Annotated in this window: 21 protein-coding genes; 12 read left to right on the plus strand and 9 right to left on the minus strand. The window is 60.3% G+C overall.

Annotation, left to right across the window (positions count from 1 at the left end; all coding sequences use genetic code 11):
- Positions 1-100 precede the first annotated feature (100 nt).
- The 9 genes from bioB (at position 101) to ACR3FB_RS23055 (ending at position 9,651) form a co-directional block, all read left to right on the plus strand.
- Positions 101-1,081 (plus strand): biotin synthase BioB, encoded by a 981-nt coding sequence (gene bioB, locus ACR3FB_RS23015; RefSeq protein ID WP_480565661.1) that lies wholly within the window; start codon positions 101-103, stop codon positions 1,079-1,081.
- Positions 1,078-2,211: an 8-amino-7-oxononanoate synthase gene (locus ACR3FB_RS23020; protein ID WP_480565662.1), complete on the plus strand. Its 1,134-nt coding sequence runs from the start codon at positions 1,078-1,080 to the stop codon at positions 2,209-2,211. The genes bioB and ACR3FB_RS23020 overlap by 4 nt, the downstream gene beginning before the upstream one ends.
- The gene (gene bioD, locus ACR3FB_RS23025; RefSeq protein WP_480565664.1) at positions 2,208-2,828 is read left to right on the plus strand and encodes a dethiobiotin synthase; all 621 of its coding nucleotides are present in this window, start codon (positions 2,208-2,210) and stop codon (positions 2,826-2,828) included. Before ACR3FB_RS23020 ends, bioD begins: the two co-directional genes overlap by 4 nt.
- Positions 2,825-4,111 carry an adenosylmethionine--8-amino-7-oxononanoate transaminase gene (gene bioA / locus ACR3FB_RS23030; protein ID WP_480565665.1) on the plus strand — a complete coding sequence of 429 codons (1,287 nt, stop codon included), beginning with the start codon at positions 2,825-2,827 and terminating at the stop codon, positions 4,109-4,111. Before bioD ends, bioA begins: the two co-directional genes overlap by 4 nt.
- Positions 4,108-4,728 carry a pimeloyl-ACP methyl esterase BioG family protein gene (locus ACR3FB_RS23035; protein ID WP_480565667.1) on the plus strand — a complete coding sequence of 207 codons (621 nt, stop codon included), beginning with the start codon at positions 4,108-4,110 and terminating at the stop codon, positions 4,726-4,728. The genes bioA and ACR3FB_RS23035 overlap by 4 nt, the downstream gene beginning before the upstream one ends.
- Entirely contained in the window at positions 4,725-5,486 is a 762-nt protein-coding gene (locus tag ACR3FB_RS23040; RefSeq protein ID WP_480565668.1) for a methyltransferase domain-containing protein, read from the plus strand. The genes ACR3FB_RS23035 and ACR3FB_RS23040 overlap by 4 nt, the downstream gene beginning before the upstream one ends.
- A gap of 185 nt (positions 5,487-5,671) precedes the next feature.
- Positions 5,672-7,033 (plus strand): glutamine synthetase family protein, encoded by a 1,362-nt coding sequence (locus ACR3FB_RS23045; protein ID WP_480565669.1) that lies wholly within the window; start codon positions 5,672-5,674, stop codon positions 7,031-7,033.
- Between the two features lie 93 nt (positions 7,034-7,126).
- Entirely contained in the window at positions 7,127-8,509 is a 1,383-nt protein-coding gene (locus ACR3FB_RS23050; protein WP_480565670.1) for an aldehyde dehydrogenase family protein, read from the plus strand.
- Positions 8,506-9,651: an iron-containing alcohol dehydrogenase gene (locus ACR3FB_RS23055; RefSeq protein WP_480565671.1), complete on the plus strand. Its 1,146-nt coding sequence runs from the start codon at positions 8,506-8,508 to the stop codon at positions 9,649-9,651. The genes ACR3FB_RS23050 and ACR3FB_RS23055 overlap by 4 nt, the downstream gene beginning before the upstream one ends.
- A gap of 42 nt (positions 9,652-9,693) precedes the next feature.
- On the opposite strand, the gene ACR3FB_RS23060 is transcribed toward ACR3FB_RS23055, so the two are convergent.
- Positions 9,694-12,099, minus strand: a complete 2,406-nt coding sequence (locus ACR3FB_RS23060; protein WP_480565672.1) for a YbcC family protein — start codon at positions 12,097-12,099, stop codon at positions 9,694-9,696.
- Between the two features lie 15 nt (positions 12,100-12,114).
- Entirely contained in the window at positions 12,115-13,665 is a 1,551-nt protein-coding gene (locus ACR3FB_RS23065; RefSeq protein WP_480565673.1) for a proton-conducting transporter transmembrane domain-containing protein, read from the minus strand.
- 116 nt (positions 13,666-13,781) lie between these two features.
- Here ACR3FB_RS23065 and ACR3FB_RS23070 point away from each other — a divergent pair, with 116 nt between their 5' ends.
- Entirely contained in the window at positions 13,782-14,660 is an 879-nt protein-coding gene (locus ACR3FB_RS23070; RefSeq protein WP_480565675.1) for a LysR family transcriptional regulator, read from the plus strand.
- On the opposite strand, the gene ACR3FB_RS23075 is transcribed toward ACR3FB_RS23070, so the two are convergent.
- The 6 genes from ACR3FB_RS23075 to ACR3FB_RS23100 form a co-directional block, all read right to left on the minus strand.
- A complete protein-coding gene (locus ACR3FB_RS23075; RefSeq protein WP_480565676.1) occupies positions 14,654-16,387 on the minus strand; it encodes a thiamine pyrophosphate-binding protein in 1,734 nt (577 codons plus the stop codon). The two genes, ACR3FB_RS23070 and ACR3FB_RS23075, sit on opposite strands and share 7 nt — an antisense overlap.
- A 102-nt stretch (positions 16,388-16,489) precedes the next feature.
- Positions 16,490-17,401 carry an SMP-30/gluconolactonase/LRE family protein gene (locus tag ACR3FB_RS23080; protein WP_480565677.1) on the minus strand — a complete coding sequence of 304 codons (912 nt, stop codon included), beginning with the start codon at positions 17,399-17,401 and terminating at the stop codon, positions 16,490-16,492.
- Positions 17,398-18,372 carry an ABC transporter permease gene (locus tag ACR3FB_RS23085; RefSeq protein WP_480565678.1) on the minus strand — a complete coding sequence of 325 codons (975 nt, stop codon included), beginning with the start codon at positions 18,370-18,372 and terminating at the stop codon, positions 17,398-17,400. The genes ACR3FB_RS23080 and ACR3FB_RS23085 overlap by 4 nt, the downstream gene beginning before the upstream one ends.
- The gene (locus ACR3FB_RS23090) at positions 18,369-19,295 is read right to left on the minus strand and encodes an ABC transporter permease (protein ID WP_480565679.1); all 927 of its coding nucleotides are present in this window, start codon (positions 19,293-19,295) and stop codon (positions 18,369-18,371) included. The genes ACR3FB_RS23085 and ACR3FB_RS23090 overlap by 4 nt, the downstream gene beginning before the upstream one ends.
- A 1-nt stretch (position 19,296) precedes the next feature.
- Positions 19,297-20,766 carry a sugar ABC transporter ATP-binding protein gene (locus tag ACR3FB_RS23095; protein ID WP_480565680.1) on the minus strand — a complete coding sequence of 490 codons (1,470 nt, stop codon included), beginning with the start codon at positions 20,764-20,766 and terminating at the stop codon, positions 19,297-19,299.
- Between the two features lie 4 nt (positions 20,767-20,770).
- On the minus strand, positions 20,771-21,784 hold the full coding sequence (locus ACR3FB_RS23100) for a substrate-binding domain-containing protein (protein ID WP_170641301.1): 1,014 nt from the start codon (positions 21,782-21,784) through the stop codon (positions 20,771-20,773).
- A gap of 224 nt (positions 21,785-22,008) precedes the next feature.
- Between ACR3FB_RS23100 and ACR3FB_RS23105 the strand changes: the two genes are divergently transcribed.
- Together ACR3FB_RS23105 and ACR3FB_RS23110 are read left to right on the plus strand one after the other, a co-directional pair.
- On the plus strand, positions 22,009-23,199 hold the full coding sequence (locus ACR3FB_RS23105; protein WP_480565682.1) for a GAF domain-containing sensor histidine kinase: 1,191 nt from the start codon (positions 22,009-22,011) through the stop codon (positions 23,197-23,199).
- On the plus strand, positions 23,172-23,927 hold the full coding sequence (locus ACR3FB_RS23110; RefSeq protein ID WP_480565684.1) for a response regulator transcription factor: 756 nt from the start codon (positions 23,172-23,174) through the stop codon (positions 23,925-23,927). Before ACR3FB_RS23105 ends, ACR3FB_RS23110 begins: the two co-directional genes overlap by 28 nt.
- Positions 23,928-23,935: 8 nt before the next feature.
- Here the strand turns inward: ACR3FB_RS23110 and ACR3FB_RS23115 are convergent, their stop codons facing one another.
- Positions 23,936-24,946 carry a FecCD family ABC transporter permease gene (locus tag ACR3FB_RS23115; protein ID WP_480565686.1) on the minus strand — a complete coding sequence of 337 codons (1,011 nt, stop codon included), beginning with the start codon at positions 24,944-24,946 and terminating at the stop codon, positions 23,936-23,938.
- Between the last annotated feature and the right edge of the window lies 1 nt (position 24,947).

Here is a 24,947-nt window from a genome sequence, read left to right on the forward strand (position 1 = left end):
TGCGTCATATTGAACCTGTGATGCATGCCGGGTTGCGTCGTGACATTTTGTAGATAATAAACTCGACGCAACGCAAGCTGCCGAGAGTTTTATAGATAAAATGATCATCCCTCATTCCGGCTGGACCAAAAAATCCGCGCAAGCTGTTCATGACCTTCCGCTGATGGACCTGCTGTTCCGCGCGCAAACCGTCCACCGTGAGCATTTTGACCCGAACAAAATCCAGACCTCGAAACTGCTGTCGATCAAAACCGGAGGCTGCGCCGAGGATTGCGCCTATTGCTCACAATCTGCCCGCAACGGCTCGACCCTGCCTGCCTCCAAACTGATCGAGGTGCAGCGTGTTCTGGCCGAGGCGAAAAAGGCCAAGGATGGCGGCGCGACGCGGTTCTGCATGGGGGCCGCCTGGCGTGAGCCCAAGGCTCGGGACATGGCGGCTCTGGTCGCGATGGTCGAAGGCGTCAAGGCCATGGGGATGGAGACCTGCATGACGCTGGGCATGCTGGACGACACACAGGTCGTGCAGCTGCGCGACGCAGGGCTGGACTATTACAACCACAATATCGACACGTCCGAACGCTACTACTCCGAGGTCATTACAACCCGCACCTTTGCCGACCGGATCGATACGATGAACCGAGTGCAGGAAGCGGGCATCAAGGTGTGCTCCGGCGGCATTCTGGGCATGGGAGAGCATACGGGCGACCGCATCGATATGCTGCTGACGCTGGCCAACATGCAGCCCGCGCCGGATTCGGTTCCAATTAACATGCTGATGCCGCAGGCCGATACACCTCTGGCCGACGCCGAGCCGATCGACCCGATCGACTTCGTGCGCATCATCGCGACGGCGCGTATCCTGATGCCAACCTCCTACGTTCGCCTGTCCGCAGGCCGCAGCGAGATGAGCGACGAGATGCAGGCGATGTGTTTCTTCGCCGGCGCGAACTCGATCTTCGTGGGCGAAACGCTGCTGACGGCCGAAAACCCCGAAGAGGATTCCGATATGATCCTGTTCGCCAAACTTGGTCTGCAGGCCGAGAAAGCCGGCGATCAGGCGGGCCGGGAAGCCGCTGAATGAAGGCTGCTGCTCGGCTCGAATCCATGCTCGACACCTTGCAGGCCCGGCATCGCCGCCGGGTCCTGACGCCTGCGTCGGGATTGGATTTCGCGTCGAATGACTATCTGGGCCTCGCCGGATCGAAGCTTCTGCAAGAGGCCGCGCAAGAGGCCTTGGCGCGCGGTGTTCCGGTTGGCTCTGGTGGCTCGCGGCTATTGCGCGGCAACCACACCGAGCATGAAGCGCTGGAGGCCGAGGCCGCCGCGTTCTTCGGGGCCGAGGCTGCCTTGTTCATGGGCGGCGGGTTTCAGGCCAATCAGGCGATTTTCGCAACCCTTCCTGCGGCTGAGGATCTGGTTCTCTATGACGCTCTGGTTCACGCCAGCGCGCATGAGGGCATGCGCTCTTGCCGGGCCGATCTGCGGTCGTTTCGGCACAATGATATCGAGGACGCGCGTGAAAAGGCGCAGGAGTGGCGGACCGAGGGCGGTCTGGGTCAAATTTGGATCGCGGTTGAAAGTGTCTATTCGATGGAGGGGGATCTTGCCCCTCTAGCCGATTTGGCGGGTTTGGCGCGGGAACAGGACGCCGTTTTGGTGGTCGACGAAGCCCATGCGACCGGCGTGTTCGGACCTCAGGGACGGGGGCTCGCACATGACCTCGACTGCCATCTGTTGACGCTGCACACCTGCGGCAAAGGTCTGGGCGTGGCCGGAGGGCTGATCTGCGGACCAAAAGTCATGATCGACACGCTGATCAACCGCGCACGCCCCTTCATCTTTGCCACCGCGCCGTCGCCTTTGAATGCCGCTTTGGTTCGCGCTGCTATTAGGGCGCTGGCCACTCAGACAGGTCTGGTCGACGCTGCCCAGCAGCGCATTGGCCATGCCCATGATGCGGCGCGCGCAATTGGAATTGCTGAGGCTGCGCTCAACAGCCAGATCATTCCTATCATTCTGGGCGACGACGCGCGCACGATGACGATGGCTCAGGGCTTGCAGACGCAAGGGTTCGACGTCAGGGGCATCCGCCCGCCAACCGTACCGCTTGGGACATCGCGGTTGCGGATTTCCATCACCGGCAATGTGGATTGCGCCGATATCTCGTCCCTGTTCAAAGCCTTAGCGGCACATCAATCGGAGGCCGCATGAGCGCGCTAATCATCACCGGAACCGACACGGGCGTCGGTAAGACTGTTTTCTCCGCCGGCCTGACCGCCGCCCTTGGAGCTACCTACTGGAAACCGGTGCAATCCGGGCTTGAGGATGCGACCGACACCGACATCGTGCGCGACCTGTCAGGGTCCTTGGTTCTGCCAGAGGCGTATCGCCTGAACATGCCCGCTTCGCCGCATCTGTCCGCCGAGGATATGGGCGTCGATATCGACCTTGCCCAACTGGCACTGCCGCAGGTCGATGGCCCTCTGGTCGTTGAAGGGGCAGGGGGGGTGATGGTCCCTCTGAACCGGCAGGTGTTCTATCTGGACCTCTTCCCGCAATGGAAAGCCCCGGTGGTTCTGGTTGCGCGCACCGCGCTTGGTACGATCAACCACACGGCGCTGTCCCTGATGGCGTTGCGCAATGCGGGGTGCGATGTCGTTGGCGTTGCATTTGTCGGCGACCCCGAGCCAGAGGTCGAACAAACCATCGCGCAGATGTGCAAGGTCCGGCATCTGGGGCGTTTGCCCTATCTCTCGGACCTGACCCGTGAAAACCTGGCCGATGCGTTCCAAAACATCGACCTTGATGCGATCCGGAGGGCTCTATGACCCCGCTGGAATTTGACGCCCGACACCTGTGGCACCCCTACACCCATGTGCTGGATCCGGGCCCGATGCATCTGATCACCGGCTCCGAGGGCGTCTGGTTGACGCGTGAGGACGGTGGGCAGATGATCGACGCCATGTCCTCCTGGTGGTGTACCGTTCACGGCCATCGTCACCCGGCTATTATAGAGGCGATGCAGGCCCAACTGGCGCAACTACCGCATGTCATGTTCGGAGGCCTGACTCACGCACCCGCCGTTGAGCTGGGTCGCAGGCTGATCGGACTGCTACCCGAGGGTCTGGATCGCATCTTCTACAGCGACAGCGGCTCGGTCGCCATCGAAGTCGCGTTGAAAATGGCGGTGCAGTACCAGATCGCAAAAGGCCGAAGCGCGCGGTCAGAGTTCGCCACCATTCGGGGCGGCTATCACGGTGATACGTGGAAAGCGATGAGCGTGTGCGACCCGGTCAATGGGATGCATGGGCTGTTCAAGGGGGCTCTGTCCATCCAGCATTTCCTGCCACGCCCGACCAACCGGTTCGATCAGGACTGGTCGGAGGATGCCGCCGAAAACGGGCTGATGGCACTTGAGCAGTTGTTGGACGAAAAAGGCGACAAGATCGCGGGACTGATCCTGGAGCCTGTCGTGCAAGGTGCGGGAGGGATGTATTTCTACCACCCGAATTGGCTGAAGGGAGCGCGGGCGCTGTGTGACGCGCATGACGTGCTGCTGATTTTCGATGAAATCGCCACCGGGTTTGGCCGCAGCGGAGAACTGTTTGCCATGGATCACGCAGGCGTGGTGCCCGACATACTGTGCCTCGGCAAGGCCCTGACCGGAGGACACATTACACTGGCCGCCACCATCGCGACCGAGGCAGTTGCGCAGGGCATAGGCGAAAGCGAGGCCGGGGTGCTGATGCATGGCCCAACCTATATGGCCAACCCTCTGGCCTGCGCTGCAGGTGTTGCCAGTCTCGATCAATTGGTCCAACGCGACTGGCGGGCGGAAGTCGCAGGGATTGCGCAACAGATGCAGGACGAACTCGCTCCGGCTCGTGAGTTGCCCGGTGTGGCGGATGTACGGGTTCTGGGCGCCATCGGCGTGATTGAGATGAAGGACCGTGTCAACCCTGCCGTGGCCCATGGCCTCGCCCCAAAAACCGGCGTCTGGTTGCGTCCGTTTGGGCATAATATTTACTGCATGCCGCCCTACATCATCTCGCCAGATGAGCTGAGCCGCGTCACCGCCGCCATGGTCGATCTCGCCGGAGGTGCCGGATGAGGCATCGCTGGCTGGCACGCTCGGATAGCACAAACCTGATCCTCGTGTTCGGGGGATGGGCGTTGGGTCCTACGCCGTTTTCCTGCCTCACAGGTGGGGAAAATGTGCTGTTTGTTGAGGGCTATACCCGACTGGATGACCCGCTGCCGGACTTGTCGCGGTTCGATCGCGTAGACTTGCTGGCCTTCTCTTTCGGCGTCGCCTCGGCCGCGCATTGGCTGAACCAAACGGGGATGCGCCCAGATCGCTTGGTTGCCGTCAGCGGCACGCTGAACCCTGCAAGCGCCGAGCATGGGATCGCACCCGATATGATCCGAGCGACTGCAGATCAATTGTCTCAGGCCAGCTTTGCCAAATTCTGCCGCCGTGCGGGCCTCAGCGGTGATGTTGACGAACTGGATATCCCATCTGCTCGGGCCGAGTTACTTGCGGTAATCGATCGTGGCCCAGCTGAAGATCCCGGTTTTGATCGTATTTGGATTCCCACCCGCGACCGCATCGTGCCAACAAACGCGCAACAGGCCGCATGGGCTTCACGCGCTGATAGGGTTCGAAAGATCGAAGGTCCTCATGTCCCGTTCCGCGCGGGTCAAAGCTGGGCGGAGTGGCTGGCATGACAGTGCAACTCTCGGACCGGGTTCAGCGTAGCTTCAGCCGCAGCTTTCAAAGCTATCACGACACCGCCTGCCAACAGGCCTGGGTCGCCGAGAAACTGGTGGAAGAGATGCGCCGACACGGCGCCCCGACCAAGTTTGAACGCGGATTTGAATTGGGGTGCGGAACCGGGCATTTCACACGGCTTCTGCGTCAGGCCCACTGTTTTGACAGCCTCACCCTGAATGATATCGCACCCGAAGCTGGCCAAACGGCAGATGAGTTGGGCGCGCAGTTCATCTGCGGAGATGCGCGGCGGGTGATCTGGCCCGAGAAAACCGATCTTTTTGCCTCGGCGTCGATGATCCAGTGGATGGAAGATCCGCTGGCGCTTTTGGAACGGGCGGCGAGGTCCCTGGCGCCGGGCGGCTGGTTGGTGATTTCGGGCTTCGGGCCGCAACAATACAGGGAACTGAGCCAAATAGGTACCGCGGCCCGCGCACCAGGCTTGTGCGGCCCCGACCAAATGGCCGCTGCAGTTAGGGCGCATCTGGAGGTGCTTTCGACAGGCGAGGCCCTTCGTCCCTCGTACTTCGCCACCCCGCGCCACGTTCTTCGCCATCTGCGTAAGACCGGCGTCAACGGGCGTGCGCAGAGCGTCTGGACCAAATCCACACTCGCCCGGTTCGAGGCAGAGTACACACGCCGGTTTCAGACCGAAAACGGCGTCTCTCTCAGCTATCATCCCGTCTGGATCGTCGCGCGCAAGCCGCAGGTCTGAGACCTCGCGGTTACTACCTCGCGTCCGTCTTTTCAGCGTTTGCAGGCACTCAGGCGCAGATTGTGAAATCTCATACCGAAACGTCGCAATGATCTGTTGCGTTCGCGGCCACAGGTCGCCACGGTAGCATTTGAGATTTTGGCGTTGCTGTGGCCCGCCATCAGGAATTTGAAGGAGGGGGCAGAATGACCGCGACACTTACATTCGAACATCTCAAAACGCAGGTTTCAGCGGGTGAGGTAGACACCGTTCTGGTGTGCTTTGTCGACATGCAGGGCCGTCTGGTGGGCAAGCGCTTTCACGCGGGTCATTTCGTTGCGGGCGCATGGGAAGAAACCCATTGCTGCAACTACTTGCTGGCCACCGATCTTGAGATGGGCACACCGGATGGCTACGCCTCGACCAGTTGGGAGCGGGGGTATGGCGACTACGTTATGAAACCCGATCTTGCGACCCTGCGCCCGGTGCCGTGGCTTGAGGGCACTGTGATGGTGATGTGCGATATTCTCGATCATCACACGCATGAAGAGGTGCCGCATGCGCCTCGGGCGATGTTGAAGGCGCAGGTCAACCGCTTGAAGGCCATGGGCTACGAGGCGATGTGTGCGACGGAGCTGGAATTTTTCCTTTTCGAGAAGAGTTTCGACGAAATCCGCAAAAACGGCTTTCGAGATCTGGAGCCGATTTCCGGTTACAACGAGGATTATCATATCCTCCAAACCACCAAGGAAGAGCATGTGATGCGCCCGATCCGCAACCATTTGTGGGATGCGGGGATACCGGTTGAGAACTCGAAAGGTGAGGCCGAAACTGGGCAGGAAGAGCTGAACATCAAATACGCGCCTGCGATGGACACGGCCGAGTACCACTCGATCGCCAAGAATGCGGTGAAAGAGATTGCCTGGCAGCATGGTCATGCGGCAACGTTCCTGCCGAAATGGCATCACGACAAGGTCGGCAGCTCCAGCCATGTACATCAATCCCTGTGGAAGGACGGCGCACCTGCTTTCTACGATGAGAATGATCCGCTTGGCATGTCCGATGTGATGAAAAGCTATTTGGCTGGCCTGCTGAAATATGCCCCGGATTACACGTATTTCATGGCGCCCTACATCAACAGCTACAAACGGTTCATGAAGGGCACCTTTGCGCCGACACGGATCATCTGGTCGGTGGACAATCGCACGGCTGGCTTCCGCCTGTGTGGAGATGGTACCAAGGCCATTCGGGTGGAATGCCGGATCCCCGGGTCGGACATGAACCCGTATCTTGTGATGGCCGGTATGCTGGCGGCGGGAATTGCCGGCATTGAGGAAGGATTGGAGTTGCAACCTGCGGCAACCGGCGACGTTTACCAGGGCTATACGGGGATGATCCCCGGCAATCTTGGTGCAGCATTGAGCGCTTTGCGTGGTTCGGCCATGTTGCGCGCGGCGATGGGGGATGGGGTGGTGGATCACTACGCTCGGGCCGCTGAGGTGGAGATCGAAGAATTTGCGCGTGTGGTGACCGATTGGGAAGTTGCTCGTGGGTTTGAGCGCGCTTAGAGGGCAGGAGCGAGGGGCCAGCCCTTCGCGCTCCCCGAGGTATTTTTGAACAGAAGAAGCAGGGCTGCTGTTTTTACCGGAAATGGAGTGACTATGGGGCAAATGTTGAAATGTGTCTCGCCGATTGATGGGTCGGTTTATGCGGAGCGGGAGGTGCTATCTCGGGACGCGGGGTTTGAGGTGGCGGCTCGGGCGCGCGCGGCGCAGGCGGCTTGGGCGGCGCGGTCCTTGCAGGAGCGAGTTGATCTGGTAATGGCCGGTGTGGCGGCTGTTGGTGCGATGAATGATGAGATCGTGCCTGAGCTTGCGCATATGATGGGTCGGCCCGTGCGCTATAGTGGTGAGTTTGGTGGGTTCAATGAACGCGCCAGCCATATGGCGGAGATTGCTGAAAGCGCGCTTGCCGATATCGCCGTGGGCGAGGATGAGACGTTTCGGCGGTACATTAGGCGCGTTCCGCATGGGGTGGTCTTTGTGGTGGCACCTTGGAACTATCCCTATATGACCGCGATCAACACGGTGGCTCCGGCGCTGATCGCTGGCAATACCGTAATCCTGAAACATGCCACTCAGACGCTGTTGGTGGGCGAGAGGATGGCGCAGGCGTTCCACGCGGCCGGTGTGCCCGAGGATGTGTTTCAGAATGTCTTCCTCAGCCACAATGTGACCAATGATCTGATTGCCGGAAATGCGTTTGATTTCGTGAACTTCACTGGCTCGGTCGGTGGTGGCCGGACTATGGAACGTGCAGCCGCTGGCACCTTCACAGGCGTCGGGACCGAGCTTGGCGGAAAAGATCCGGGCTATGTGATGGAGGATGCCGACCTGGATGCCGCCGTGGATACTCTGATCGACGGGGCGATGTTCAACTCGGGTCAATGCTGTTGCGGAATTGAGCGGATCTATGTGCATGAAAGCCTTTTCGACGACTTCGTTGCGAAGGCGGTTGAGATCGTGAAGGGCTACAAGCTGGGCAATCCTCTGGACCCTGAGACGACACTGGGCCCGATGGCAAATGTGAGCTTTGCCGATGAAGTGCGCGCTCAGGTTGCCGAGGCTGTGGCGGATGGCGCGGCGGCCCATATCGAGACATTCGCTGAGGATGACGGTGGTGCCTATCTGACGCCTCAGATCCTCACCAATGTCACCCATGATATGCGCGTGATGCGGGATGAGAGTTTTGGGCCTGTCGTGGGGATAATGAAAGTGTCCTCGGACGAAGAGGCAATCGCTCTGATGAATGACAGCGAATTCGGCCTGACCGCCAGTCTGTGGACCCGCGACGTGGACCGGGCTGCGCGTGTGGGTGACCTGATCGAAACCGGCACTGTGTTCATGAACCGGGCCGACTATCTGGACCCGGGTCTGTGCTGGACCGGCTGCAAGAATACAGGGCGGGGTGGTGGCCTGTCGGTCATCGGGTATCATAACCTGACCCGTCCAAAATCCTACCATCTGAAGAAGGTAACATCATGAGCCTTGTTGGAAACTGGTCCTACCCGACCGCGATCAAATTCGGTGCTGGCCGCATCAAGGAACTGCCTGAGGCCTGTGCGGCGGCGGGGATGAAGCGCCCTCTGCTGGTGACGGACAAGGGGTTGGCCGATTTGCCAATCACGACGGCGACGTTGGACATTCTTGAGGCCGCCGGTCTGGGTCGCGGTCTGTTCAGCGATGTGGACCCGAACCCGAATGAAAAGAACCTCGATGCCGGTGTCGCGGCCTTCAATGCCGGCGGGCATGACGGGGTGATTGCCTTCGGCGGCGGCTCGGGACTGGATCTTGGTAAGATGGCTGCCTTCATGGCGGGTCAAACCCGACCCGTTTGGGATTTTGAAGATATCGGGGATTGGTGGACCCGCGCGAATGCGGATGTGATTGCGCCGATCATTGCGGTGCCGACCACGGCCGGGACAGGGTCCGAGGTGGGGCGTGCTAGTGTCATCACCAATTCCGAGACCCACGCCAAGAAGATCATCTTTCACCCGAAGGTGTTGCCGACCGTGGTGATCTGTGACCCGGAACTGACCGTGGGCATGCCGAAATTCATCACCGCAGGCACCGGGCTGGACGCCTTTGCCCATTGTGTCGAGGCTTATTCCAGCCCGCATTACCACCCGATGAGTCAAGGCATCGCGCTTGAGGGCATGAGGTTGGTCAAGGACTATCTGCCGCGCGCCTATGCGGATGGCACTGATCTTGAGGCGCGCGCGCAGATGATGAGCGCGGCGGCGATGGGGGCCACAGCCTTCCAGAAGGGCCTCGGCGCGATCCACGCCATGAGCCATCCGATTGGCGCAGTATTCAACACTCATCACGGTACGACAAACGCGGTCTGCATGCCCGCAGTGCTGGAACTCAACGCACCCGCCATCGCGGATCGGTTCCAACAGGCTGCCGCTTATCTGGGGATTGAGGGCGGCTTCGACGGCTTCCGCGCCTTCGTGCAGGAGTTCAACGATGCGCTTGGGATCCCGCGTCAGCTGTCGGAACTGGGGGTGACCGAGGACCGGATTCCCGAGCTGGTCGAAGGCGCGATCATAGACCCCTCCTGCGGGGGCAATCCGATTGAGCTAACGAAAGAGAACCTTACTCAGCTGTTCCACGCCGCGCTTTAGGCAAGACGGCCCGGCGGGTGTCCTCGCCGGGCCTTCCAGTTGTTACTCAGCCGCCATGGCGCTGATCTCGGCCCGCGCCATCGCGACCCATTCCAAATCCTTGGTGTAGCGCCAGGCCAGATCGCCGTTTTCATCCATGGCGATCAGGTGCAGCCAACGATTGTCGAACAGCTCTTTCACGGTTTCGTTGCGTCTGAGGATGTCATTCATCGCCTCTCGTGGGGCCTCAATGATGACCGACAGGCGCAGCGGGTCGTGCTGGAACGACTCTCCGTCATGTATGGATTGCCAAGGCAAGCCGGGGCGCAGCGCGCCGCCGTTTCCCTCGACCACGCCGATGCCGCCGACCACGTTATGCAGCAGCTTGTTGCCGCCGCCAAACAGGGCGGGCGCGACGGTTGAACCGTAGTACTGCAGGCTGATCCAGCTGGCGACCACCACCGGAGCGGTCATGATCAGTTCCAGAACGCCAAAGTCCTTATCTGCGCGCCAATCATAGCTGTGCAGGAAGGACTGGCCCGCAAGACCCGTGCCATCGGTTCGGGACCGCGGCGCGGCAATGAAGGCGCGGCATCCGGCTAGCCCCCATTCGGGGCGCAGCTCAGCCCAGTCGGTGGCGCGGCGGGCGATGTCATTGGCCCCTTTGGCACGCGGTAGACGCGCGGCGCGCTCGGATCCGGCCAGTTGTCCGGCCGAGGTCAGCCAGGTTTTCAATTGCGCGATCTGCGCGGCCCACTGACCTGTCGCCTGATCCTGATCGAACAGAGAGACCTTGTCGGTCGTAGTGTGGTGCATCGCCGCCAGAAACAGCGTGTCCGCCGGGATGTCGATGCCTTCGGCGCGCAGCCCTTCACGCACCGCATGATCGTTCAACAATCCGGCCAGAAGGCGGGCGCTGACGTCTCCGGCATGACCGCCACATGCGCCACATTGCAGGGCGCTTTCATGGGGGTTGTTGGTCACATCCGCGCCATGACCGGCCAGCATCACGACGCGAGCGAAGTTGTTGGTCAGAGACATCGCCCCAAGGATGGCCTTGGCCGAGGCAACACGTGTCGGCAGGTCGATCCCGTCGTCAAGCTTCGGCGCGGGGTCGAACTTCGCAGATCCGTGGCCCTTGCCCAGAGCATCCCGCAACAGTTTGCCCGCATAGACCGGGCCCGTTGCCTCGACAAAGGCGAATGAGGAGACGGCGGCCAGTTTGAACCGGCCCCAGGCCCGTTTGGCCCGTGCGGTGTAGCGGCGATTCAGGTCGGCCTGCGCGCCCTCAGCCGCATGGGAACACACGTTCGGGTTCAACAGGACCGGTCCCCGCATCTCGGTCACGTCGGAACCGGCAGCCTTGTGGGCACTGGCGAGGCCGAAGAAGCCAGCAAAACCAATGGTCTCAATCCCGCTGTCCTGCGATTCCAGCGCGCGGCGGAAGACTTCAGAGCGGACGTCGATACAGAAGGCCGCTTGCACCTCGGGACGGCCTTCGACCTTGCGCGGTTGACGTGCGCTGAGGGTTTGCGCCAGCTTGCGTTGTTGCGCGCGCTCCGAGGCGTCCTGCAGCACAGCGTCGATCACCAGATCACGGGTCGGCGTGATAGGGGCCTCATGTTGGGCAATGGTTTCAGCCCAGCGATCGGCAATCTGATCGTGGTAGAGACCGAACAGTGCCTCTTCGAACACCATGCGAATGGCCAGTAGTTCGGTTGTGCTAGTGTCCGTCTGCCCTTCCAACTCGGCCTGCCACAGCAGATAGCGGGCATATTGCGCCCAACCGCCCAGTGTCATCAGCCAGCGATGGAAGGCCGTACTGGCCGCCTCAGGGGTGACACCCAGTGCCTCAGAGGCGCGTCCAATCGCCCGCCATTGCGAGCGGTTGGTGCCAGCGACAAAAGCTCCGAACCCTTTCAGACCGTGGATTTCAGGGGTCAGATCGCGTGAGGCGAACTCGCGCCAAGCGCTATAGGCACCGCCTGTGCGGTTGGGTTGCCACAGGGCCTGACCCTGATCGAAATGGCTGGCGGCCCAGGCCCCGATCCGTTCGTCAATCAGACCGGGCCAGTCGATACCGGAGACCTCGGCAGCCAGATCGGCAACCGTGGGCAGCGGGGACAGCTTCGCGGTCTCGGACCCGAGCGCGGCTTGCAGATCTTCAAAACTGGGCGCGTCAAAGCGGCTTTCGACGTTGGCGAGGGCATCCCGCAGATCGACCTCAGAAATCTCTTCGCTTGCCAGTTTCTGCGCAAATACAGCCCGGTTCGGAGTGATCCGCGTGCCCGCAACCCGTGCCAACCGGGCGGACGTCACAGCCAGCGTCTCTTGTGTTTGCCCCAGAAATGGGTTCACCGCGACGTTGGAGGCAAGCGGGAACAGCGGCGGGATTTGACGCACCGCGTCATTGGCCAGTGCGACCAGTTCCAGGAGGGCTGCAGGATAGCTTTCGTGCTTCATATACATTTTGAGAAACCCCTCTTAAACGGTCTGGCGCTTGGACCATCCGTCCAGCAGCCGGTCAAAGATTGCGTTGCCATAGAGCCCGTTTGACAGATGCACCCGAATGCCTGCCGCCGCCGGGTGCGAGGCCCAAAGCGGGAAGGTGGATTGCGCCAGAGCGACCGCGCCAAAGCTGATCAGGGCGAGAATGATCAATGTCCACTCCAACGGCCCGGGTGCAGGCGCTGCGGGCAGGGTGCCCTTGGTCAAGTGCACGGCGATGATCTGCAGGACGAAGTAGCTGATCGAGGTTACGCCAGCATAGACAACAGTGCGGCGGGTCAACGCGCCGGGTGCGGCATCAGCAAAGCCCTGCGCCAGCAGATAGGCGACGCCGAAGATCAGGATCACGCCAAGGGCAATCGCCTGAACGGATTTGCCGTCTACGCCGAACGTCATGGCGACGATGCCGTAGATCAGGATGCCGGTGGCAAAGGCCAGCAGCACGTTCCGCGCACTTGGCACAGCGACTGGGCCGGGCCGGCGAATTGCAGCGACGTTGCGCACGGCCTCGCCCGCGCTGAGAAACGCATGCGCCTTGTAGAGCGAATGAGCCACGATATGCAGCAGCGCCAGCGGGAACAGGGCTAGCCCGCATTGCATGATCATGAAGGCCATCTGCGCAATGGTCGACCAAGCCAGCGAGGTTTTCACCGCAGGTTGTGTCAGCATCACCAGACCGCCGAACAGCGCGGTAAACCCACCCAGCATCACCAGCAGCGCCATGATGCCCGGTGCCGCCAGCATTACATCGGCAAAGCGGATCAGGAGGAACCCTCCGGCGTTGATGACGCCAGCATGCAGAAGGGCCGAGACTGGGGTCGGGGCCTCCATCACCTCGGTCAGCCAGCCGTGGACCGGGAACTGGGCCGAGGCCATGATGGCGGCCAGAGCGATCAGAAGGGCAGCGGCGATGGTCAGTCCGTAGGGTTCAGCCGAAGACAGGATTGAGGCAATGTCCGTGGTGCCATAGGTTGCGATCAACAGGACCACCGCGAGGGCCAGCGCGCCTTCACTGATACGTGCCACAACGGCCTTTTTCCGCGCTGCCCGCTGAGCGGTGGTCCGCTCGGGGTAGAACAGCAGCAGTTGGTGCAACAGCAGGCTGGTCGCAATCCACGCAGCCAGCAATTGGATCAGGTTGCCCGACATCACCAACAAAAGAACCGAGGCGAGTGTTGCCGACATCCAGCCGGTGAACGCACCCTGCCGGGCCTCTCCATCCATATAGGTGGCCGAGTAGCGCAGGACGATCCATCCGATGAAGCAGACTAGAACCAGCATGATGGCGCTGACCGCATCAAGTCGCACGGAGAGGCCAACACCCCAGAACCCGATCAACCCCGAGGTGCCGGGGCCGTGAAGAACCAGCATAAGGGCCGACAGTGCGGCGCCTCCGAAAGCCGCCAATGCAGCCCATTCCGACTGCCTGACGACGTGGTTTGGCCGCAGTCCCGGATTGCGGCTGGCATAGTAGGCCGATGCCAGCAGAATCAGCGGGCTGAGCAGGGGTAGAAACAGGTAGGTCATGATGCGCGTTCCTTGTGAGTCCAGCCTGTTTTGGCCGGTTGAGCAGGACATATTGCGCCTTCGTCAGTATGAAAAATACATTGTTATAGAGATTACGTTCTACTAATTAGAACGATATGCCTCTGAACTATCATCACCTGCGTTACTTCTGGGCGGTCGCCCATGATGGCAACCTGACCCGGACAGCCCAACGGCTGAACCTGTCGCAATCCGCGCTGTCTGTTCAGATCAAAGAGCTCGAGGAGCGGCTGGGTCACCCCCTGTTTGAACGTCGTGGCCGCAAGCTGCATCTAACTGAGGCCGGGCGTATCGCGCTGGACCATGCGGACGCAATTTTTGCGACAGGGCAAGAACTTGTGGCCACTCTGCAGGATGAAGGCAACGCTCGTACTGCGCTACGAGTTGGGGCGCAGGCGACCTTGTCGCGGAACTTTCAGATCGGCTTTCTGCGCTCGATGCTGGCGCGCTCAGATGTCGAGGTGATCCTGCGATCAGGCAATCCCAGCGAGTTGCTTGAGGGGCTGGAGACGCTGAATTTCGACCTGGTTCTCATGAATCATGAGCCCGCCAGTGACAGCCTGACCAGTTTTGAAACGCACCATCTGGCGGAACAACCCGTCAGTATCGTCGGCACGCCGGCGCGATTGGATCCAAAGCGCCCGATCCGGGACCTGTTGGAAGAGCAGCCCTTTATCCTGCCAACTACAAACAACAGCGTCCGCACGGCGTTTGATTCGATGGCCAGCCGCATGTCAGTCCGGCCTCAGATCGCGGCCGAAGTGGATGATATGGCGATGATGCGCCTGCTCGCGCGTGAGGATATCGGGCTTGCGTTGGTGGCCCCGATCGTTGTGCAGGATGAGCTTTCCTCGGGCCGTCTGGTCGAGGCCGAGGAGCACCCCCGCATCAAGGAAAGCTTTCACGCTGTCACCTTCAAACGTCGTTTTCCCAACCCGTTGGTGCGGGAGTTGCTGACCTATAGCCTGCCTCAATAGAAATGGGGCAGATTCTTGGCGCGGGCGACGCGGACCCAATTGGGCACGAAGGGGATGATCTTGTCTTGTGAGGGCACCATCATCTCAATGAAATTCGCACCGGGATTGGCGATGGCGTCGGACAGGATGGGTTCGATATCGACCTCGGAGGTGATCCGGGCGGTTTTGAACCCGAACCCTTCGGCGACTTTGCAATAGTCGACGCGTCCGAAATCGGTGGTCCAAGGTTCATCCACATCGTCGAGCAGGATCGCCTCACCCCTGATCCAGCCGAACGTGTCGTTGCGGGTCAGGATAACGGTGATGTTCTTGCCGCTGCGCTTGAGGGTCTCCATGTCGCCAATGACGAACCCGAACGATCCGTCTCCGGTGAAGGAAATGACCGGGCCGTCATGGGCATAGATCGCGCCGACTCCGGCAGGCACCGAATATCCCAGCGCACCCATCGAGTAGTTGGTGATGTAGCGCCGCCCCGGTTTGCGGAACGTCAGCAGCGCCGAAGGATAGATCGCGCTGACGCCGGGCTCAGAAGTGACAATCGCGTCATCGGGCATGATCTGGTCCAACACCTGAGACAGCTTGACCGGTGAGATCGTGCCTTCGGGCATCGGGATGTTCGAGTTGAAGACCTTGTCCAGCGCGGTTTGTTTTATCGGGTTCAAATCCAATGGCGTCCGTTGAAGGTCGGGATGCTCAGCCTTAAGAATTTCAACCATATATTCGATCGTAGCGCGGGCATCACCAACAAGGCCAACCTTCAGCGGGAAGGTGTTTCCGACATGAGCCTCTGCAATATCAAGGTGCAGGAAGTTTTTGGCATAGGGATCGCCATAGAGTTTCCAGTGATCCGTTCCGGCGCTGTCGGTATTTGAGCCGACGAAGAAGATTGTGTCGGCCTCAAGCAGGTACTGGTTCGAATACTCCATACCTCCGCGGCCACCGATGACGCGCAGGGCCAGCGGGTGATCCTCTGGGATGGTGCCTTTGCCAGGTGTGGTGGTGCCGACCGGGATTTGCAGCCGTTCAGCCAGTTCAAGAATCGCGTCAGAGGCTTTTGAGATCAGCGCGCCCTGACCACAGACAATCGCAGGTTTTTGCGCCGCCAACAGGACGTCGATTGCAGCGCGGATCTTGCTGTGATCCGCGACCGGCCGGTGCGCGGGATAGGTGCTGTAGTCCGGTTCGGCATACAGGTCGGTGATCTCGGCCTCCTCGCCAAAAATGTTGATCGGCACGCGGATATGAACAGGCGCTGGACGGCCCGAGGTTGCCACGCGAAAGGCCCTGCGGATCAGGAACGGGATGTCGCGCGCATTGGTCAGTACGAAACTTTCCTTGCAGATGCTGTCATAGAGCTTGGTCTGATCGACGCCGGTCAGTCCGTGCTTCTTGTCCTGATTGATTGGGATGTCCGAGCTGAAATAGATCACCGGCACCGAGCTGAGGAACGCCTCGGTAATGCCCGGAGTGCAATGGGTCACACCGGGGCTGGGCGCTTCAAGCACGGCAGGGCGGCCTGTGATCTTTGCATAGGCCTCAGCCGCGAAAGCCGCAGTGCGTTCATCGCGGGTCAGCACGAACTCGATCCCGCTATTGGCGCGCCATTCCTTGTACCAACCAATCGTTGTCTCACCGGGCAGACCGAAAACATGGGAAACGCCGTGAAGCTCCAGCATTTTCAGGATGATCTGCGCGCCATTCATGCGCGTCGTATGGGGCTGGTTCATCAGGTGGACCTTCGTTGGTGGCGTGTTTCGGGCAAACCCTTTTGAGGGGGTTTGCGCACATCGCCACCATGTCTAGGCGAGGATCGGAAGTCCAGAATTTGCTTAGCCAACAGCGCCCTTGGTGCTCACGTGAACTGCGTAGACACTGGTGGTTGCAGTGATGAACAGCATATTGCCGCGTGGGCCACCGAAACACAGGTTCGCGACGGTCTCGGGCGTCTTGACCTTGCCGAGCAGCTCGCCGTCGGGCGAGAACACATGCACCCCGTCCGCCGCCGAACACCAGACGTTGTCGTATTGGTCCACACGCAGCCCGTCGGGTAGACCTTGATCAATCGCCGTAAAATCGCTGGGCTCGCCAAGATGGCCGTCCTGCTGGACATCGAAAACCTTCAGAACTGATGGGACGTTCGGATCATGGCTGCTGCCGGATTCGGCGACGTACAGGCGACTTTCATCCTTCGAGAACGCAAGCCCGTTCGGCTGTACGAAATCTCGCGAAACGATGGTGGGTTCCGGACTGTCCGGATCAAGGCGGAAGACAAAGCTGCCCTCCTGTTCGGGCGTGGCTTTGTGACCTTCAAGATCAGAGAGAATGCCGTAAGTCGGATCCGAGAACCAAATCGAACCATCCGAACGGGTGATCACGTCGTTGGGCGAATTCAATCGGCGGCCATCATGATGGTCAGCCATTGTTGTCAGTTGCCCGTCATGTTCGGTCCGGACCACCGAGCGGGTCGCATGCTGGCAGGTCAGCAGCCGCCCCTCGCGATCACGCGTGTTGCCGTTGGAATAGTTCGAGTTTTGGCGGAACAGGCTGGTGCCGCCATGCGGGGTCCAGCGATACATGTGGGCGTTTGGTATGTCCGAGAACAGCAACGTTTCATGCGCGGGGAACCAGACCGGCCCCTCTGTCCAGACATGGCCCGTTGCGATCCGCGCCAGCGTGAGGTTGGAGTGGATCAGGTCCCGAAACACGGGACGGATGACCTCATATGTCTGCGAATGACTCATGCGCTATATCCCTTTCGGCTGGCCAGCGTGACCACGCCCACAATCACAAGCCCGGTCAAAATCAGGCGAATTCCGGCGCCCAGACCGTATGAATTCAGCATCGAGACGATCAGGAACATGAACAGCGCCGCCCCCCAGATGCCGGGTACGTTCGAATTGCCTCCGCCGATGGACGACCCGCCAATGACGACGACTGCAATGGACATCAGCATGTATTCGGTGCCCATGTTCAGATTGGCCCCGCCTGAGAAGCTGGCGAGAAGAAACCCCGCCAAGGCGGCACAAACGGCCGAGTTGACATAGATGCCAAAGCGCACCGCGTTCACCGGAACTCCGCTGAGCCTTGCGGCACGTAGGTTCTGCCCGATGGCCGAGATCCACCGCCCTGCAATCGCGCGTTCGAGCAACAGCCATGCACAGACGGCCAGCGCAATACCGACCCAGGCGACATTCGGAACCCCCAACGTCCCGCCCGAGGCGAACTCGGCCAGGGGTTCCGGCGGCTTGATACGCAGCCCGCGGTTCGACCAGATCGCCAGCGATTGGTAAAGGAACGAGGCGGACAGGGTTGCGATGATGGGCGGGATGCGCAGTACCAGGATCAGCGCAAAGTTCACGATACCACAGCCAATCCCGATCCCGATTGCAATCAGCAAACCTGGCAGGATCAGCGCGGTTTGCGTGTCCATGAACTTTAGCGCAAGCGTGGCGGCTAACGTCATCGTAGCCGGAACAGACAGGTCGATATTGCCGGGTCCAAGAGTGATCACCAGCATCTGCCCGATGCCGACAATGGCCGAGAAGGAGGCAAAAGTCAGCGCTGCATAGAGCAGCGACCCCGCACCGGATCCGGCCAGCAGGCTGGTGGCAACAAAGGTGATCCCCGCAGCCAGATAAGCCCAGAGCCACGGTTTCTGAAGGAGTGCCCGCAAGGGATTGTGTCCGGTCTCAGGAGTGGTTTGGTCGCTCATGCCGAGACCGCCTTGCGGACAAAGAACAGTCGCACGGCCAGAACGAGGATCAGGATCGCGCCCTGTGCTCCGATCTGCCAATCTGGCGAGAGGCGCAGAAAGGACAGGAAACTGGCGGCGAGGGTCAGGGTCAGCGCGCCGATGACGGCCCCGAAGGGCGAGACGCGGCCACCGACAAATTCGCCTCCGCCAAGGATCACGCCAGCAATCGACAACAGCGTATAGCGCAACGCGATATTGGCATCCGCCGCCGTGGTCAGGCCGACGAGGCACATACCGGCCAGCACTCCGAACAGGCCCGCCAACCCGTAAGCAGAGGCCCGCAGGCGGACGACAGACCAGCCAGCGCGCTCCATCGCGCGTTCATTGCCGCCAACGCCTTGAAGAACCACGCCCACCCAGGACCGTTTGATCAACAGATGCACGGCTAAGGCCACGACCAGCGGAGCGATCACCGCAACCGGCACCAGTGGGGTTTTGAAATTCATCAGGGTTTTCAGCCACTCGGGCGACGCTCCGCCGGGTGAGGGCAGGATCAGCACCGCCAGACCGCCCCAAACGAAAGACATGCCGAGGGTTACGACGATTGCGGGCAATCCGCGCAGTTGGATCAAGGCCCCCAGCGCGGCATAGGCCAGAATCGCAGCGGCCAGAATGCCATAGCCCAGCAGAGGCGTGTCATGCACGAATGTGGCTGTGACACAGGCGCAGAAACTGACGAAAGTGCCGATGGACAGGTCGATGTCGTTGACCATGATGATCATCATCTGCGCGATGGTTGCCAGGGCCACAGGGATCGCCAGATTGAACAGGAGGTTCAGGCCAAAATAGCTCATCGCGCGGGGTTGCAGGTAGAAAACGGCCCCCAACAAGACGGCCAGAGACAGAACGGGCAACAAAAGGCGCAAACGGTCGCTGGTCATCTCAGGCCTCCTGCATCTGGAAAGAGGCGTTCAGGATGTTCTCTTCGGTGATCTCGTCCCCTTCCAGCTCGGCGGCAATCTGACCGGCGCGGAACACGAAGACCCGGTCACATTCGAGTATTTCGTCGGTCTCGGTCGAGTACCACAGGAAGCTGCGGCCTCTTGCGGCTTCTGCCTGTATCATTTGATAGACGTCTTTCTTGGTGCCCACATCCACGCCGCGCATCGGGTCATCCATCACCACAATCGGCGCGGAGGAGGCCAGCGCGCGGGCAAACAGAACCTTCTGTTGGTTGCCGCCCGACAAGGACAGGATCGGGTTCATCAGGTTGCCAGTGCGAATGCCGATACGGTCTTTCCAGGTCTGAACCATGTCTGCCTCGCTGCTGCGATCCACCATCACTTTCCGGCTGAACTCGGGCAGGGTGGTCAGCGAGAGGTTTCGCAGGATCGACCAGAGCGGCATCAACCCGTCGCGGGCACGGTCGCCGGCGACAAAGACCACTTCGGGTTGGTGTGCGGATTTCCATTTTGGAGCGTGGTCGAAATAGATCTGCGCCAGTGCTTCGGCCTGTCCGTGACCCGCAAGCCCGGCAAGACCGACAATCTCACCCGCACGGGCGTTCAGCCCATTTGCCGCCCGAACAACCTCGGCCCCAAGGGTCCGATCTGCCCGTCCGGCGCCCGAGGCGTCGTCATCAGGCGCGACATGCCCCATCGCATCCACAATCGAGGCGCGGGTGAACTGCCTGGCAGGTTGGTCATCAACGATCTGGCCATCTTTCATGACGATGATCCGAGTCGAGACTTCGAAAATCTCACCCATCATGTGCGAGATGAACAGCACAGCGCCGCCCTTGGCGCAGAACCTTTTGATATGGTCCAGCAATTGTTGCGCGATGGCGGCGTCAAGGGACGAGGTTGGCTCGTCCAGAATAACAAGGGTGGGTTCTCGGTCGCGGTCGGCAAAGGCGATGGCGATCTCGACCATCTGTCGTTCGGCTATGGTCAGGTTTCCGACCGTTACACGGGCGTGGATGCCATGGCCGGGAAAGACTAGATCCAAAGCGTCGAGCATCTTTTGTCGAGCAACCCGCCGCCAGCCTTTGCGCGGCATGTTGCGATAGGGAATGCGCAGGTTCTCCAACACGGTCAGGTTCGGGCAGAGCGACAGCTCCTGAAACACGCTGCGAATACCTGCATTCTGCGCGTTTTGACTATTGCGCAGGGCGGGATCTGCGTTCCGACGGTGGACGGCGCCCTGAGTTTGCGTCAGGCGGCCGTTTATCACATTCGCCAGCGTGGATTTCCCGGCCCCATTGTGGCCGACCAGTCCAACACATTCTCCTGCACTGATGCTCAACGTTGCATCACGCAGGGCAAGAACAGGCCCATAGGACAGATGGGCCTGCTCCAGAGAGACAACCGGAGCGGTAGTGGCTCCGGGTCCTGTATTCTCGTCAGTCTTCACGCGCTTACTGGGCCGACGCGATGACGTCTTTGGCCTGATCCTGCGTGTATTCCACGTTGGCGACCGAGCCTTTAGGCGTCGTTTTCAGGGCGTCCTTCAAATCTGCCTGATCGATTCTCAGGAAGGGTACGGTCAGGTCCTTCGGAACCTCTTGCCCATCCAGAATCTGCTGGGCGACCCAAAAGGCCAGCGTGCTGACGCCTGGCGCAATCGACAGAGAGGTTGTCTGATATCCGTTTGCGTCCTGCTCATCTGACCACCACTGAAGTTCGTCCTGACGGTTGCCCATCACAATGGTTGGCATCGGGCGATCCGTAGCCCCGATGGCCTGCGCGGCCCCATAACCGTCACCACCCTGGGTTACGACGCCCACGATCTCGGGCAGGCTGGGCAGGATACCGGCGACGGCCTTCTGAGCCACATCCTGCGCCCAATCCCCATGGACCGAGCCCACGATCTCGAAATTGGTGTTCTTCACCTCATCATGAATACCGGCGCTGATTTCGTCATCGACGAACACTCCGGCCAGACCGCGGATTTCCAGCAGGTTGCCGCCATCAGGATAGCGCTCGGCCAGGTATTTCACCTGCTCGCGTCCCATCTGCTGAAAGTCGACCGCAATGCGCCACGCGCAGGGTTCCTGAACGATGCCGTCGAAGGATACAACCGTAATACCCGCATCGCATGCAGCCTTGACCGCGCCATTGATTGCGGTGGGTGAGGCGGCGTTGATCACAATGGCATCATAGCCCTGCAGGATCATGTTCTGGATCTGAGCCGCCTGTTCAGTGGCCTGATTTTCCGAGGTCGTAAAGGCGTCAGCAGCGGCGACAACACCATCCGCGACGGCCTGATCTCCGTTCTTCTGCCAGCTTTCCAGCATGGCTTGTCGCCACGAATTACCTGCATAGTTGTTCGACAGGGCAATGCGTTTGTCGGATGTATCCGCTTCGGCAGCCGGGGCTGTCAGGGTGATGATCCCGGCCGCAGCGCCGAGCAATATGGCCTTTAGTGTCATGTTTTCCTCCCAAAGCGGCCCAAGCGCCGCACGATTTTGGTGCCAGCCTGACGGGGCCGACTTGCCTAAAATTCCTAAAGGACACGCGCAAAGTAAGAGTAGGACGCGCGCATTCCTTGCGGGTTCCCGCAAATAGGCTGCGGCGACCCGCATGACACTCGATCCGCTGGTCGATATACTCGCCCATGCCGGTTGCGGCAGGCTGGCGCTGCGAAAGAGAACACATGGCCGATCTTGCCTATTACTTGCGGATTTCGAACCATCTGGCGGGCAATCTGGATATCAAATCCGCATTGCGGTCGGTCAAATCCGAGATCGTGCGCATTCTGGAAATTGACCATCTGGATGTTTGCCTGATCGACGAGGAAGGGCGGCTTAACACAAGCTATGAGGTCGGCCTGCGCACCAGTTGGAGCCGCACCCGCGCCCCGGTCGAGGTCTCGCCCGTGCGCGATATCCTGCGGGGAGATTGCGACTACATGTTGACCGGAAACGCGCCGGAGGACCCGCGATATGTTTTCGAAGGAGGAGACTATGATCCCATCCTCAAACACAATATGCGCAGCCGGGTGAATGTGGCGATGAAAGTTCTGGGCCGCACGATCGGGTCGTTGAATTGTTCATCCCAAAAGCTTGATTTCTATGATGAACAGGCCGTCGAACAGGTTCGCAATATTGCCGACATACTGGCCCCGTATTTCTATGCTCTGCGTGCGAACGAACAGGCTCGGCGTGAGGCGATCATGCGGACCGAGGTGCAGGCGCGGGAAGAAGGGCTGCGGCTTGGGGCGCTCAGCCTGACAGACGCGCTAGAGCTGGAGCGCCAACGGATCGGGATGGATTTGCACGATCAAACTCTGGCCGACATGACGCGGATTAGCCGGGATTTGGAGCGGTGCGAAACGCCTCAGGATCTGGACGGGCTGCGCAGCAGTATGAGGAACTGCATCCAGGGATTGCGTGAGATCATCGACACCTCAATTCCGTCCCTACTGGAGCTATTCGGCTTTCAACACGCCGTGCGAACCCATCTTGAACGCGCGATTGATCCGGATGAAGGGGTCGAGATTGACGTGCGTGACCTGTCCGGCGGAATGGTCGACCGGCTGCCGCAAACCAAGCGCATCGCCTTGTTCCGTATCGCGCAAGAGGCGATCAACAACGCGGTCCGGCACGCCTCGGGCAGTCGGATTGAGGTCGAGATTGTATGTCAGGACGGGCTGTGCCTTCGCGTGCGGGACAATGGGCGCAGCATGGGAGCGATTGAAATCCGGCAGGCCTCGGGCGGGTTGACGCATATGCGCACCCGCGCCCGGCTGATCGCGGCGCAGTTTGACATCCGCTACAATGGCGGGACCGAGATTACGGTCTGCCTACCGGCTTCTGAATGCCCGAAAACCGAGGTGTTGGCATGAAGGTTCTGCTGGTCGAAGACGATGCAATGCACGCGAACTACCTGCGGGAGCTGGTTCAGGATGCCTTGCCCGAGGTGACCGATCTGAGCCTCGCCTCGAACGGCCGGGAAGGGGAAGAGCAGGCCCGACAGAATGGTGTTGAAGCCATCGTCATGGACTTGCGCATGAAAGAGCGCAACGGGATCGAGGCTGCGCGGACCATTTGGTCTGAACGACCTGCAACCCGCATTCTGTTCTGGTCCAACTACTCGGATGAGGCCTATTTGCGCGGCATTGCACGGATCGTTCCGAAAGAGGCCGCCTACGGCTATGTTTTGAAGACGGCCAGCCCCTCACGAATGCATCTGGCCTTACGCGCCGTTCTGATCGAGGCGCAGATCATGGTGGACCGGGAAATCCACCAGATCCAGCGGGAACAGAGCCGCTCAGGCGAGGCGCTGACGGAGGTTGAGCTGGCAATCCTGTCCGATCTCGCCCTTGGTTTGCCCGACAAGACCATCGCGCTGCGTCGCAAGCTGGCCCTGAGGACGGTGCAGAACCGACTGCTGTCGATCTATGAAAAGCTGGATGTGGGCGATCTGCCGGTGGATGGCAACGATATCGCGATCAACAAACGCGTGCGTGCGGTTTCCAAGGCCATGACCTCTCAGATACTGAACCGTGAGAGCATCTTTTCGGCAGAAAAAGAGTTGGGAAGCTGGCTTGAGCGTCGGCAAAACTTGGGATGACGGCCGTGCTAGTCAGATCGTGAAGATTTGAACAGGTAGAGGAACACGAATAGCGACCCGATCGAGGTTGTAACGATCCCCACCGGCAACTCTTGCGGGGCCAGAAGCAGCCGAGACAGAATGTCTGAAAGCGTCAGCAGGATGGCTCCGACGACGGCGGATGTGATCAAGAGATTGCGGTGGAGCGTTCCGGCAATGCCTCGGGCGATATGCGGAACCATCAGGCCGACAAAGCCGATCACGCCTGCCACCGACACAAAGCTGGCCGTGGCCAAGGCGGCGACCAGAAACATCCGAAACCGCAGGCCTTGCACTGGAATACCCAGTGTTGAGGCCGTAAAATCCCCCGTCAGAAGCGCGTCGAGCCAGCGGCTGCGATAGAGGGAATAGCCCAGGATCAGGGTCAGCCCTAGCACGACAAGGGGGAAGGTCTCCCACCGGGCCAGACCAAGGCCGCCCAGCATCCAGAAAATGACGGAATGCGCGGCGCGGCTGTCGCCTGCGAAAATCAGATAGTTGGTGATGGCCGAAAACAGGAAAGATACAGCCAGGCCTGCAAGGATCAGTTTCTCTGGCGCACTGGTGCGCAGGCTTTGAACCAGGGCCAGAACAATGCCGGACGCGATCAGGCCTCCGCAAAAGGCCGCAAGTGGCAGGGTCCAGATGCCCAGAACATCGCCTGTTACAGTGATGACCAAGACGGCACCCGCAGCGGCCCCGGACGAAAGGCCAAACAGAAACGGGTCAGCCAAGTCATTGCGCGTTGTCGTTTGTAAAACGACCCCGACAACACCCAGCCCGGCCCCAATCACTGCCGCAAACAACGCGCGGGGCAGGCGCAGGTCAAAGACGATCCGGTGCAGAGGGGACATGTCGCCCTCAGATACGCCAGTACCCAGCCCAATCGCGGTGAAAACCTCGGCCAAGGGGATCGGGGTAGTTCCGTAGATCGTCGAAAGCAGCAAAAGGGCGGTCAGAATGACCGCCCCTAACAGGACCGCCCGGCCCGTTTTCGTCATC

It is taken from the genome of Ruegeria sp. AO1, assembly GCF_056535985.1.